Genomic DNA, 13392 nt, shown 5'->3' on the forward strand with positions numbered 1-13392 from the left:
TTCTCAGGCCGCCTGCTGCCGACCGGTCTGCTGGGCGAGCTGCTTGGCTGCGTCCTTGAGGGCGCTCGCCGGGTCGGCGCCCTTGAGCAGCACCTGGCTCTGGGCGTCGCTCGCGAGCTTGAGGGCGCGGGTGTAGTCGCTGGTGAAGTTGGTGGCTTCGGATTTGGAGCCGAGCGAGTCGACGAAGGACTTCAGCACCTTCTGGCCGCCGTAGAAAGGGTGGGGTGCGCTGAACTTCGGGTCGGCGTAAGCCGACTTGAGGGCGGGGAAGACGCCGCCGGAGGCGAACATCCGGTTGATCTCGGCGGGCTTGGTGAGCGCGTACTCGATGAATCGCCAGGCGGCCTTGCGGCGCTTGCTGGACGCGGCGACCGCCAGATAGGTGGAGTTGACGATGGCGCTGCGCCCGCCCCCGGGCACGGCGGCGGGGGGCTGCATGACGCGCCATTTCCCCTTCTGGCCGGGGAACTTGATGGCCAGGTACTCGGCGGCCCAGGCGGCGTCCGCGACGGTGGCGAGCTTGCCCTGGCTGAGCAGGCGCTTCCCGGTGCCCTGGCCCGCGGTGTCGGCGAGCAGGCCTCCGTCGTTGAGCCGCTTGACGACGGTGAGGGCCTGGACGGCGGCCGGGGATGCGAGCGTGACCTTGCCCTCGCGGTCGAAGTAGAAGGCGCCCTGGAGCTGCATCAGGTTCTGGAAGAAGTCCACGTCCTGGGTGGCACCGGTCTTGTCGAGCCCGAGCAGGTGGGCGCCGCTGGCGGCGCGGATCTTCGGTCCTGCGGCGATCAGGTCGTCCCAGTTGCTGATGCCGGCGGGGTCGACCTTGGCCTTCTCGAAGTAGTCCCGCCGGTAGAAGAGACCGAGCGGGTTGACCTCCCACGGGAGGGCGTGGGCGGCCTTGTCCTCGTCCATGACGGTCGGCCACAGGCCCTCGACGAAGGCGTCCTTGTGCTGGTCGGCGCCGAGCTTGGACAGGTCGGCGAGGCCGTCGGGGAACTTGTCCAGGTAGCCGGGCAGGTAGTCGACACCGACGTGCAGGACGTCGGCGAGGCCCTTGCCACCCGCTGCGAGGCCGACGGTGATCTTGTCCCAGATCGCTGGCTCGCCGACGTCCTGGACCTCGACGGTAATACCGGGGTTGTCCCGCTCGAAGGAGGGGACGACGGCGCGCAGGGCCTCGGCGGCGGTGGTCCAGCTCCAGACGGTGATGTGACCGCTGTCGCCGTCGCCGCCTCCGGCGTTGCCGCCCGATCCGTTGTCGCCGCAGGCGGCCAGGGAGAGCCCGGCGGCGGAGGCGGTGGCGAGCTGGAGCAGCTTGCGGCGGCTCAGGTGGTGGGACATATCGGCTCCTGGGAGTGGTGGGTCGTGGGGTGGGTGAGGGTGTGGAGCGCATCGGCGAGCAGGTCGGCCGCGGCGCCCGGGGTGGAGGCGTGGGGGGACAGTCGGATCCACTCGTCGCGGCGGGTGGTGATCAGCCCGGCCGCTTCGAGGGTGCGGTGGACGGTGGCGGGGTCGTGGCCGGGCAGGCGGAAGGTGCCGATGCCGGCGCGTTCGTGGGGGCCGAGTCCGTCCAGCAGGACGTCGGCGCCGGCCCGCCGCGCGCGGTCGAGCAGGTCGGCGAGGGTGGCGCGGATACGGGCGCCGATGGCGGCCGGCCCGCCCTGGTCGAACAGGTCGTCGATGGCTGCGCCGATGGCCGCGGCGGCCGGGAAGTCCGGGTTGGTGGCGAGGTGGGCGGCGGCCCCGGGCAGCGGCGGCGCCGGATGCCGCAGCGCGAAGGGCTCCGCGACGCCGGCCCAGCCGCCGAGCCCGGGAGCCAGGCGCTCGGCGCACCGGTCGCGGATCAGTAGCAGTGCGGCTCCCCAGCCGGCCCGTAGCCACTTCTGGCCGCCGCTGACGAGGATGTCGGCGGCGTCCGCTTCGAGTGCGACGGCGCCCAGGCCCTGGATGGCGTCGACGATCAGCAGCCGGCCGGGGCCGAGGACCTCCTTGAGGGCGGCGAGCGGTGCCAGGTGGCCGGTGAGCGAGTCGACGGCGCTGACGGTGAGGGCGGTGACGTCGGGAGTGAGGTGGCGACGCAGGAGGTCGGGGGTGATGTGCCGCTGCCCGGCCGGGTCGACGAGGCGGACGGCGGGGCCGCCGCGGTCGGCGAAGCGGAGCCAGGGGTAGAGGTTGGCGGGGAACTCGCCGCGGGGCACCAGGACGGTACCGGGGCCGTGGAGTGCGGCGGCCACGGTGAACAGGCCGTTGCTGGTGGACGGGGCGAGGGCGACCTCGTGCGGACGGGCGTCGAGCAGCCGGGCCGCCGAGGTCCGGGCGGCGTCGCTGAGGGCGAACAGCCGGTCGAGATCGGCGGGGGCGACGCGGGTGGCGAGCGCGGTTGCGGCGGTAAGCGCGGCGGCGGCCGGGCGGGAGAGCGGGCCGACCCTGGCGTAGTCGAGATATCCCACCATCGGACCGCGGGCGGGGGCCGGACCGGGGGCCGCGGGGGCGGCGGCTTCGGGTGTCCCTGGATAGATTTGATCGTTCAAAATGGCCCCTAACGGAGCTTGCTGTATGCACGTTCAGAGATTTGAAGGTTCACATTAAGGAGGGCGCGCCGACCCGGCAAGAGGTTCGGCGCAACTGCCTTGCGGCGAGCCGGCTGGCTGGCTCCGGCGCGGGTGGTCGGCGGGCGGTTCGCCAGCACGGGCACCGCTTCGACGAGAGCCGAGTGTTGCTGTCCTGTGGCATTTCACCTCGAAGAGGCCGGATTGGCAGCCCGGGCCGGAGAGCCGGCGCTTCGCCGTCCACACCGACATCATGAGTTGCGGTTGGCGAGCCGGCCGGCGGTCTGCGATCAGGAGGGAACCGCGTTGGCCGGTCGGCCAAGCGGGCTGGCCGCACTCTGCCGGGCTACGCAGGCATCTGCCACCACTGCCTCAGTGCGGCCCAGTTCGGCGTCGTACTGGGCCGCGTCGGAGTGAAACTCCGGCGGTCGGACCTCCGTGTGCGGGACCTGCCAGTCCGACCACTGCACCACGTCCCCGATCCGCTGCACGACCACCGACAGGAATCCGCAGCATCCGCCAGTGAAGCGCTCCGGGTCTGTTGGAGGCTCGATTCCCTGAGAGGATCGAGTCATGGCCCGTCCATCCCCTTGCCTCGCCGAGCTTCGTGAGCGTGCGGTGCGCATGGTCGCGGAGATCCGCCCCAACTACCAACTGAGTAGGCCGCGTTGAAGGCGGTCGCCGCGAAGCTGGGTATCTGCGCCGCCGAGACGGTGCGGACGTGGGTCAGCAACGTCCGGGTCGAAGTCGGCCGGGGGTGACCTCGGAGGAGGCCGCGGAGATCAAGCGGCTGAAGGCCGAGAACGCCGAGCTGCGACGGGCGAACGAGATCCTCAAGGCGGCGTCGGCTTTCTTCGTGGCCGAGCTCGACCGGCCGTCGAAGCGCTCGTAGCATTCATCGACGAGCATCGGCAGGTGTTCGGAGTCGAGCCGATCTTCCGTGTCCTGACCGGTCACGGACCGCCGGGACCGTCTTGACAGCCACCGCCCGCAACACCGCGGCGTGGTCCCACGGCGACTGGTTCACGAACTGCTGCAGGGCCTGCATGTCGCCGTCCGGCAGCCGCTCGGCCATCGGCTGGATCGACTTCCTCCGGCCGTCCAGCATCAACCCGCGCAGATAACAGTCGCCCTTCGCCCGCCGATCCCTGCGCGACACCGACGCGAACACCTCAGCCACGAACCCGGCCACCTCGTCCCGGAGTTGCTCGACCTCACCCAAGTCCACAGGAGCAGCATGACGAAACCAATGCCCAAGATCAAATCAACCTAACGAAGTACTACTAGCCCGCGAGTTCGGCCTGAGTAACACCACCTTCCGCCGCCATTTCCCCGACATCGTCCGCGACATCGCCGATGCATCCCGGCCCGGCCCGTCCGCAGACAATGCCTCAACCAGCCGCTAACACAGGCTGGTTGCCCGGAAAGCAAACCTAAAGCGGCACAACAAGGAACTCACCGCCCACCTCACACTCGCCGCCGCTTGCATCCAGCAGGTCACCTTGGACAACCAGCGCCTGCGGCACGAACTGGAGACCGCCCTCGGCGTCCCTCGCATCACACCGCCGGAACGCCGGCGTGCCCACTAGCTTCCGGGGCGGCCGGGCCGGGCCGGGGCTCAGGCGATCGGGGTCGTGCGTGTACCGCGGTCTCCTGGCGGGCGAGGGGGCCGGAGGCGGTCACCGCCGCGGTGCGGCGTACCAGGTTGGTGGAGTCGATGCGCGGCGATGGCCTGCCCGCCTCGGACGGCTACGGCCAGGCGGCATGATCAGACGGAGCCGGGCGGCCCGACGGCGGTGTTTCCCGTGGAGGGGTGCTGTCGTGCTGTCGGGCCGGTTCCAGGCGTCGGTCAGGCGGATTCGAGGGCCCGGAGAGCTGTCCTCTTGCAGGACCGCGAAGAAGAGACGGGGGAGTAGCGGCGGGCGGCGAGGGCGACATTGACCCGGCCGATGCGGATGGGGACGTTTCACCTGCCCAGGGTCGGCGCGGCTGTCAATGGTCTGGCCTCTATCGCGCGGTGCCGAGATCGCCCGGGGACAGTCTTGGAGCGGCCCGGTCTTGCGCCAAATCCTGGCTATGCAGTGGGCGTGGCGTGGGTGGTGGGTGCCAGGGTGCGCAGGACGTCGAATTCGTTGCCCTCGGGGTCGGCCATGACCGTCCAGTTGCGGGTGGGGACCTGGCCCACGTCCACTGTGGTGGCGCCGAGGCTGAGCAGTCTGGCGACTTCGTTGTCGGTGCTGGCGTCGATGGGGCTCACGTCGAGGTGGAGCCGGTTCTTCACGGTTTTTCCCTCGGGCACCTGGATGAACACCAGTGTTGGCGTCATCTGGCCGGCTCGGACAGCTTCGACGGTCGGCTCCCAGGAGCCGATCTCGACCTTGCCCTCGCTCCGGTCGAGCACGGTGAAGTCCAGGACTTCGCACCAGAAGGCCGCGAGCCGCTGCGGATCGTGGCAATCGACGACCAATTCGGTGAACCTGCTGGTCATGGCTTCTCCAGTTCGGTGGTGGTGGAGACGGGTGTGCTGAGGATGCCGTCGAACGCGTCGATGACCGGGGCGTGCTGGTAGATCCCCTGCATACGGATGCGGTCAGGGGCGCTGAGGTTCTCGGCCCGGGCCTGACGAAGATCAGCGACGGCGAGTCCGAGGCCGGTCTCGGCGAAGGCCGCTTCGATGCTTCCCGGCGCGGGTGGCTCCAGCGGGGTGTCGTGGACGGTGAATCCGAAGGGAGCGGCCTCGTCACGACGCATGTCGGCGGTGTGGCCGGTGACGCTGGTCAGGCCGAGAGCGAAGTACGAGTCACCGAGGGCGTGGTGCAGGTGCTGCCCCATGGGGAGCCCTGTGAGGTGGCCGTCGAAGGCGATCGGCGTCTTCTGGATGTGGGCGTTGTGCGCCATCAGTACGATGCGGGCCGTGGGTTCGAGTCGGTTCAGGTGCCACAGAAGTGACTCCGCCATGTAGAGGTCGCGGGCGGAGGTGTCGGCTGTGAGACCGTCTCCGGCGAAGAGGGCGGCCATGGCGCGGAAGGTGTAGTCGCCGTGGCAGGCGGCCTCCAGGCATCGCAGGGCGGTGTCGTAGCTGTGCCGGTCTCCGCGGGAGAGGTACAGCGGTTTCAGGGAACGGAATCGGATGAGCAGCCGCGCCAAGAGCGCGCTGAGGGTGTCCTGGTCGGTGGTGGTCAGACGCGCCCATGCGGGTGCGGCCACGGCTGCCGAGTCACCGGCGAAGGACGCGGCGATCGTGGTCGCGCTCTGGACCATCGGCAGGGTTTCCGGGTCGGTGTGGTGGAGGTAGTCGGCGACCGGGGCCAGGGCGGGGAGCAGCGACCCGCCGGCCGCCGGGATGTCGATTCCTGCGAAGCGGACCGGTTTCGCGGCGGTGCGGTTGTGGCGGCGGATGAACCGCAGTGGTTCCTGGAGTCCGATGGGGACCGCGGTTGCCAGGAGTGCGGAGAGGTCGTCGTCCGCTCCCGTGCCGTGGGTCCAGGCATCGAGGGGTATGGCTTCGCAGAAGCCGTACTCGAAGGCCAGGACGGTGAAGCCGCAGCGTTCGACGAGGAATTGCAGGATGCGCTGGCGCATCGCGGCGAACTCGTTGATGAAGTGGGAGTGTTCGCCGAGGGCGACCACGCGGGCACCGTCGAGGATGTCGCGCAGCGGTTCCAGGTCGTCCAGGGGCGCCGCCGGGTCGAGGTGGCTGAGCGGGGTGGCATGGCCGTGGAGCCAGTCGGTGAAGGAGGTTCGATCGGTGGCGGCAGGCATGGTGGCGGCTCTTTTCCGAGAGGTGATGGCGAGCGCGTGGGCGGTGGATTACGGGTGTGGGAGGGAGGGTGCCACGTCCTGCAACTCGTCGGCACTGCCGGACATGAGGGTCCGTACGTGCTCGCTGATGAGCTCCAGGGGCCAGTCCCACCAGGCCAGCGCGAGCAGCCGGGCGATGTCCCTGTCGCTGTAGCGGGTGCGCAGGAGACGGGCCGGGTTGCCGCCGACGATGCCGTAGTCGGGGACGTCCTTGGTGACCACGGAGCTGCTGGCGACGATCACGCCGTGTCCGATGCGTACGCCGGGCATGACGGTCGTGCTGTGGCCGAACCAGACATCATTGCCGACGACGGTGTCCCCGCGGTTGGGCAGGCCAGTCAGCAGGTCGAAGTGGTCGGCCCAGGAGCCGCCCAGGGTGGGGAAGGGAAAGGTCGAGGGGCCGTCCATGCGGTGGTTGGCGCCGTTCATGATGAACCGTACCCCCGTGCCCAGCGCGCAGAACTTGCCGACGACCAGCCGCTCCAGCCCGTAGTGGTACAGCACGTTGCGGGTCTCGAACGCGGTCGCGTCGTCGGGGTCGTCGTAGTAGGAGTACTCCCCGACGTCGATCAGCGGGGACGTGACCAACGGCTTGAGCAGTGCCACCCGCGGCTGGTCAGGCATCGGGTGCAGGACTGTGGGGTCGGCGGGTACGTGCACGGCGGACGCCCTTATCGTGTGCGAGCGGTCGGTACGCGGTGACCTGGAAGTAGCGTTCGCCCTGGGGTCCTGGGCAGCGGCATGGTGGTGTCGACGCTCTCGGCGCGCAGCCGCTTCTCCCGGCCAAGGCGGTTGTTGTCAACGGCTGTTCACGGATGCCTCGTTCGAGGTGGTGACCGCATCTGGATCGGTGGAACGGTGCGGCGCCGCGGAGCCTTCCGCGGGCCTGGACCTCGCCAGCCACAGGCCGGTGAACAAGGCGCTGGCCAAAGCGACGGTGCCGGCAGCGAGGAAGGCGCTGTTGAGGCCGGTCTCGAAGGAGGCGCCGCCGGATTGCCGGGTGCGGACGATGGCTCCGAGTACCGCCACGCCGAGCACCGCGCCGATCTGCCGGGTGGTGCTGCTGATGCCTGATGCGAGGCCGCCTTCCTGCGGGCTGACTGCTTGGATGGCGGCGCCTGTCAGTGGGGACATGGCCAGGGCGAAGCCGATGCCGGTGAGTCCCAGCCGCCACCACACGTTCCCGTAGCCGGTGTCGGCGTGCACCATGCCGAGCGCCAGCAGTCCCAGGCCGGCCAGGGCCAGGCCGGTGGTAACCACGATTCGGAAGCCGTACCGGGCGGCGAGCCGACCCGCGTACGGGCTGACGATCACCATGGCGAGGGATACCGGCAGGGTCTGCAGGCCGGCGCGCAGGATCGAGCTGCCCTGGACGTAGACGAAGAACTGGGAGAAGAAGAACGACGAACCCATGAGCGCGAACCCCACCACGACCATGGCGGTGTTGGACACGGTGAACAGGCGCTGCCGGAACAGCGGCAGCGGCAGCATCGGAGCGGAACGACGCGCTTCGACGGCCACGAAGGCGGCGAGGAGGATCACCGCGGCGGCGAAGCTGCCCAGGATGACCGGTGAGGTCCAGCCGCGGGCAGCACCCTCGATCAGCCCGTAGGTCAGTACCCCCACCGCCAGAACGGACAGCACCGTGCCCGGGATGTCAATCGCGGGGGCGCTCGGATTGCAGGACTCGCCGAGGTGGCGTAGGCCAACCAGCAGCAGGACCACGCCGATGGGCAGATTGACCAGGAAGATGGCGGGCCAGCCGAAGGCTTCTGTCAGCACCCCGCCGGCCACGGGGCCTGCGGCCAGACCGATTCCGCTGAATCCGGCCCACAGCCCGATCGCCTTGATTCGTTCTTGCGGCACGGGATATGCGGCGGCGAGCAGGGCAAGCGAGGCAGGGCTCAGCGCCGCGGCCCCGATGCCCTGCAGCACCCGGCCGGCGACCAGCCAGCCGACCGAGGGGGCGAGGCTGCACAGCAGCGACGCGGCGGTGAACACCGCCACGCCGGTCAGGTACACCCGCTTGCGGCCGAACCGGTCGGCGAAGACACCGCCGGACAGCAGCAGCATGGCGACCAGCAGTACGTACGCGTCGACGATCCATTGCAGACCGGTCAGCTGAGTGTGCAGCCGGAGCTGCATATCGGGCAGCGCCGCTCCAACAATCGTGTTGTCGAGCAGGACCATGAACTGGCCCAGGCAGGCCACCGTGAGCAGCACGGCCCGGTTTGATCGACTGCCTACGGTCGCATGCGATGCAGCCATGGGGATCCCCCTCAATCGGTAGTTGCACCCGGCCACGGTCGGCGCGGGTGGCGATACACCTGAGCACCCTAAAGCAGTCAGCGACTGCGTTAGGTGACTATAAGAGGGCTCGCTCCGCAAACGCAAGTCACGACTGCGTTAAGGTGGGGGCATGAACGAGAGTCAGCGAGCCCGGCGGCCCGGTGGGCGCAGCGCCCGCGTCGGCGCGCAGGTACACCAGGCCGTGACCAACCTGATCAGCGAGCGCGGCTACGGCAACTTCACCGTCGGCGACGTCGCAGCCCGTGCAGGCGTAGCCGACAGCAGCATCTACCGCCGGTGGGGCAGCCTGGAAACCCTGCTCAGCGACGTGGCGCTCACCCGCCTCAACACGCAGTCGCCGATGCCCGACACCGGGAGCCTGGCCGGCGACCTGCGCACTTACGCGGCCCAGGTGGCCCGCGAGATCACTGGACCCGACGGTCCGGCGGTGCTGCACCTGGCCGTCGCCCTGTCCAGCAACGGTCAGCAAGGCCTGCAGGCTCGTGACGACCTCCGCGCCGAACGCACCCGGCAACTGCAGTCCATGCTCGATCGCGCCCGCGAACGTGGCGAGCACGCACCCGACGCGCTCGGGGTGCTGGATCACATCCTGGCCCCGATGTATATCCGCGTCTTGTTCGGCATGGGCCCGCTCACCCCGGACTACATCGACGGGCTGGTCGACCGGTTGCTGTGACCTCAACCCGGTCCCCGGGATCAGCCCTCGGACGCAGTGCTACGGCACCGTGAGGTGCTCGCCGACACGCGCCCGGCCCGCTCGGCATCCGCCCCTTGGCCGGCTCGCGCGGCCTGGCTGAATCCGTCGGCCGGCAGGCCGTCGCCGGGGATCGGGGTGAATTCGACGTCAGGTGCGGGTCGTAGGCGTCGGGCTCGTCGGCGAACTCGTGGGAGGAGTATTCGTCGAAGCGGCGGGTGTGCTCGGTCAGTGGTCGGTATCGCCGGAGCCGGACGCGCCCTGCCCATGGCCCTGGCCACACGCCGACGGCCTGAGTTAGAAGGCGGTCAACGGGCACGTTCAAACAGTGCCCACAACAAAGCCCCCGGGGGCTACGACCTCTACAACGCCTCTTCACGGCTATGCGGCCAGCTGAGGTCCTCCATCTTCGGATCAATCAATGTCACTTGCCGAAGACTGGATGGGGGATGCTCAACCTCTCGGGCGGGGTTGTCACGTCTGGCAAGGAGCGGACCGACGACGGTGAGGTGCACGAGGTGCACTCGTTCAAGCGTCGCGCGGCAAACGCGACGCGACCTATTCCGATCCCGCCGCAATTCGTACGCATGCTGCGTGCCCATGTGAAACGGTTCGATGTGGCACCCGACGGTCGACTCTTCCGGAACCAGGCTGGCAACTACGTGGACGCTGCCGCCTACGGCATCACGTGGGCGCGGGCCCGGGAGCACGCCCTGACTCGTACCGAGAGGACTTCTCGCCTGGCGAAGCGACCTTACGATCTCCGGCACGCCGGGACCTCGTTCTGGCTCTACTCCGGAGTGGACCCGGCCGAATGCGCCCGCCGCGCCCGTCAGAGCATCGAGGTTCTCTTTCGCCACTACGCCAAGTTCCTCGACGGCCTTCGAGAGCAGGCGAACCGCCTCATCGAGCAGTCCATGAACGAGTGGCAGCGCGTCAGCCAAGGTGACGCACCCGAGGGTTGAACCGGGGGTTTGGTCCGTGACTGGTCCGGAAGCACTGGTCGGGAGGGGTACAGCAGTGGGAGAAAATGGGAGTTAGCGCGCAAGCCGGGCTCGGTCGAGAGCGGGCTGAGTGAAAGGCGCCTGCCGGGTGAAATCCCAGGTCAGGCGCCTTTTCTCGTGCGCCTAGAAGAAGCCCAGCTTCTTCGGCGAATACGACACCAGGAGGTTCTTCGTCTGCTGGTAGTGCTCCAGCATCATCTTGTGGTTCTCACGGCCGATCCCCGACTGCTTGTACCCGCCGAAGGCAGCGTGGGCCGGGTACGCGTGGTAGCAGTTCGTCCAGACCCGGCCGGCCTGGATGGCGCGACCCGCCCGGTACGCGGTGTTGATGTCGCGGGTCCATACGCCCGCGCCGAGGCCGTACAGCGTGTCGTTGGCCGTCTTGATCGCGTCGTCGAAGTCCGCGAAGGACGTGACCGCCACGACCGGCCCGAAGATCTCCTCCTGAAAGACCCGCATCCGGTTGTCGCCCTCGAAGACGGTCGGCTGCACGTAGTATCCGCCCGCCAGCTCCCCGTCGTACTCGATCCTCTGACCACCCGTGAGGACCTTCGCGCCCTCCTGCTGGCCGATGTCCAGGTACGAAAGGATCTTCTGCAACTGGTCGTTGGAGGCCTGGGCGCCGATCATCGTGTCCGTGTCCAGCGGGTGCCCCGGCACGATCTTCTCGGTGCGGGCGATGCCCGCCTCAAGGAACTCGCCGTAGTGCCCGCGCTGGATCAGCGCGCGTGAGGGACAGGTGCAGACCTCGCCCTGGTTGAGGGCGAACATGGTGAATCCTTCGAGTGCCTTGTCACGGAAGTCGTCGTCCGCGTTCCATACGTCGTCGAAGAAGATGTTCGGCGACTTGCCGCCCAGCTCCAGCGTCACCGGCTTGATGTTCTCGGAGGCGTACTGCATGATCAGCCGCCCCGTCGTGGTCTCACCGGTGAAGGCGATCTTCGCGACGCGCGGACTGGAGGCGAGGGGCTTGCCCGCCTCGGCGCCGAAGCCGTTGACGATGTTGACGACACCGGGCGGAAGGAGGTCGGCCACCAGCTTCAGCCATACGTGGATGGAGGCCGGGGTCTGTTCGGCCGGTTTGAGGACCACCGCGTTGCCCGCCGCGAGCGCCGGAGCCAGCTTCCACGTTGCCATCAGGATGGGGAAGTTCCACGGGATGATCTGCGCGACGACACCCAGCGGCTCGTGGAAGTGGTAGGCGACCGTGTCGTCGTCGATCTCGCCGAGCGAGCCCTCCTGGGCGCGCAACGCACCGGCGAAGTAGCGGAAGTGGTCGATGGCCAGGGGCATGTCGGCGGCCAGGGTCTCCCGTACCGGCTTGCCGTTGTCCCAGCTCTCGGCGACCGCCAGCTCCTCCAGGTGCGCCTCCATCCGGTCGGCGATCCTGTTGAGCACGGAGGCGCGCTCGCCCGCCGCGGTCGCTCCCCACGCGGGGGCCGCGGCGTGTGCCGCGTCCAGCGCCCGCTCGACGTCCTCGGCAGTGCCGCGGGCGATCTCGGTGAAGGGGCGGCCGTTGACGGGGCTGGGGTTCTCGAAGTACTGGCCGCGGGCGGGCGGGACGTACGCGCCGCCGATCCAGTGGTCGTAGCGGGACTCGTACGAGACGATTGATCCCTCGGTGCCCGGCGCAGCGTAACGGGTCATCTCTGTGGCCTCCCGGATCCGGTGCCGCCCGCCGTTGGACGGCCCTCGGCGCGAAGGTAGGCGGCGCCACGTTGCGACCCCGTTGCAGGCGAAAGGGGCTGTCCCTGCTCGGTGTCCAGCGAGCGCGCCCTGGCCAGCAACGCGGGGCGCTGTCCCGCGGATGCGGCCGCCGCGAGCGCCCGCCAGACCGGGAGGTCGTCCTCGCCCCACGGGCTGTACGCCCAGTCGGCCAGCAGACCCGGGTCGGCGCGCGCGATCAGTGCCGCCCGTAACTGCTCGTCGAGCCGTTGCCGCAGCCGGATGACGGACGGCGCCTGCGAGCCCGGCAGCAGCGGACCCGCGTAGGCGCTGAGCGCCGCTGCCACCGCGCCGGACGCCAGTCTCCGCGCGACCGTGTCGAAATCGGCGTCGACCGGCGCGGAGAGACGATAGGGGCGCGAGCGGAGGAGCCCGGGGCCGAGCAGGCGGCGCAGCCGGGAGAGTTCGGCTCGCAACGTCACCGGGGTCACCGACTCGTCCTCGTACAGTTCGACGAGGAGTTCGTCGCCGCAGAGGCCCTCGGGGTGGCGGGCCAGCGTCACCAGGATCTCGCTGTGCCGCCTGCTCAGCCGGATCTTGCGGCCTCCCGCGACGAGCAGTGCCTCGTCCCGGCCCAGCGCACTGAGCCGCACGGTCTCCCCGGCGGGCGTGGGCGCGAGCAGTGCCAGCTGTGACTCGGCGGCGCGCGCCACCGCCTGCACGAACGCCAGGCTGTGCGGATGCGCGAGCCGGTCTCCGCCGGTGATGTCCACGGCGCCCAGGGCCCGACCCGTGTGCGGGTCGTGGAGTGGTGCCGCCGCGCAGGTCCACTGCTGGACCGGCCGCAGGAAGTGCTCGGCGGCGAAGACCTGCACCGGCCGGTCCACGGCGATGGCCGTACCCGGCGCGTTCGTGCCGGCCACGGACTCGGCCCAGCGGGCGCCCTCCACGAAATTCATCCGGGCCGCGGCCCGCAGGGTCCTCGGGTGTCCTTCGACCCACAGCAGCCTGCCGAGCGCGTCGCACACCGCGAGAAGGTGTTCGCCGTCCGTCGCGTACGAGCTCATCAGCTCGCGGATCACCGGCATGGCTGGGGCCAGGGGATGCCCGTCCCGGTACGGCCCGATCTCGTCCGCACCCAGCTCCACCAGCGGTGCGCCGTCCGGGTTGACCCGGGCCCGTGCCGAGCGCCGCCACGACTCGCCGACCACCGGACGTACCGGCCGCTCCAGCCGACCTGCCGTGGTGAACACCTCGTGGGCATGTCGCAGTTGGCGCAGCCGTTCGCCGAGGTCCGCATCGGTCGCGAGGGCCACCCAGGGGTCCGTCAACTCACTCTCCCGTCCAGGGCCGTCGTACATGCCCCATCGTG

At 69.6% G+C, this 13392-nt stretch carries 10 protein-coding genes and 2 pseudogenes; 3 read left to right on the plus strand and 9 right to left on the minus strand.

All coding sequences use genetic code 11. The features are described 5' to 3' along the window. Positions 1-3: 3 nt before the first annotated feature. Positions 4-1338, minus strand: coding sequence for an extracellular solute-binding protein (locus ACIOMQ_RS32190; RefSeq protein ID WP_401941507.1), 1335 nt, complete (start codon positions 1336-1338; stop codon positions 4-6). Beyond that, complete coding sequence (locus ACIOMQ_RS32195; RefSeq protein ID WP_401758298.1) at positions 1323-2528, minus strand: aminotransferase class V-fold PLP-dependent enzyme; 1206 nt, start codon at positions 2526-2528, stop codon at positions 1323-1325. Before ACIOMQ_RS32195 ends, ACIOMQ_RS32190 begins: the two co-directional genes overlap by 16 nt. A 591-nt stretch (positions 2529-3119) precedes the next feature. Here ACIOMQ_RS32195 and ACIOMQ_RS32200 point away from each other — a divergent pair. Continuing rightward, a pseudogene (locus ACIOMQ_RS32200) lies at positions 3120-3506 on the plus strand (IS3 family transposase); the annotation flags it as partial. Here the strand turns inward: ACIOMQ_RS32200 and ACIOMQ_RS32205 are convergent. From ACIOMQ_RS32205 to ACIOMQ_RS32225, 5 genes and pseudogenes are all read right to left on the minus strand, one after another. After that, positions 3505-3774: pseudogene (locus ACIOMQ_RS32205) on the minus strand (transposase); the annotation flags it as partial. The pseudogenes ACIOMQ_RS32200 and ACIOMQ_RS32205 sit on opposite strands and share 2 nt — an antisense overlap. A gap of 846 nt (positions 3775-4620) precedes the next feature. Then, positions 4621-5034: a VOC family protein gene (locus ACIOMQ_RS32210; RefSeq protein ID WP_362207085.1), complete on the minus strand. Its 414-nt coding sequence runs from the start codon at positions 5032-5034 to the stop codon at positions 4621-4623. Further along, on the minus strand, positions 5031-6308 hold the full coding sequence (locus ACIOMQ_RS32215; protein WP_401758295.1) for an erythromycin esterase family protein: 1278 nt from the start codon (positions 6306-6308) through the stop codon (positions 5031-5033). The genes ACIOMQ_RS32210 and ACIOMQ_RS32215 overlap by 4 nt, the downstream gene beginning before the upstream one ends. 48 nt (positions 6309-6356) lie before the next feature. Continuing rightward, complete coding sequence (locus ACIOMQ_RS32220) at positions 6357-7007, minus strand: CatB-related O-acetyltransferase (protein ID WP_402191428.1); 651 nt, start codon at positions 7005-7007, stop codon at positions 6357-6359. Between the two features lie 138 nt (positions 7008-7145). After that, positions 7146-8615, minus strand: coding sequence for an MFS transporter (locus tag ACIOMQ_RS32225; RefSeq protein WP_362207090.1), 1470 nt, complete (start codon positions 8613-8615; stop codon positions 7146-7148). A gap of 151 nt (positions 8616-8766) precedes the next feature. On the opposite strand from ACIOMQ_RS32225, the gene ACIOMQ_RS32230 reads away from it, so the two are divergent. After that, positions 8767-9333 (plus strand): TetR/AcrR family transcriptional regulator, encoded by a 567-nt coding sequence (locus tag ACIOMQ_RS32230; RefSeq protein ID WP_362207092.1) that lies wholly within the window; start codon positions 8767-8769, stop codon positions 9331-9333. 467 nt (positions 9334-9800) lie between these two features. Further along, the gene (locus tag ACIOMQ_RS32235; protein ID WP_401758286.1) at positions 9801-10316 is read left to right on the plus strand and encodes a hypothetical protein; all 516 of its coding nucleotides are present in this window, start codon (positions 9801-9803) and stop codon (positions 10314-10316) included. Positions 10317-10478: 162 nt separating this feature from the next. Here ACIOMQ_RS32235 and ACIOMQ_RS32240 read toward each other — a convergent pair whose 3' ends face one another. Next, entirely contained in the window at positions 10479-12002 is a 1524-nt protein-coding gene (locus ACIOMQ_RS32240; RefSeq protein ID WP_362207095.1) for an aldehyde dehydrogenase family protein, read from the minus strand. Next, a complete protein-coding gene (locus ACIOMQ_RS32245; RefSeq protein WP_401269494.1) occupies positions 11999-13351 on the minus strand; it encodes a GAF domain-containing protein in 1353 nt (450 codons plus the stop codon). Before ACIOMQ_RS32245 ends, ACIOMQ_RS32240 begins: the two co-directional genes overlap by 4 nt. Between the last annotated feature and the right edge of the window lie 41 nt (positions 13352-13392).

The sequence above is a fragment of the Streptomyces sp. NPDC087845 genome, assembly GCF_044742755.1.
Classification (GTDB): Bacteria; Actinomycetota; Actinomycetes; order Streptomycetales; family Streptomycetaceae; genus Streptomyces.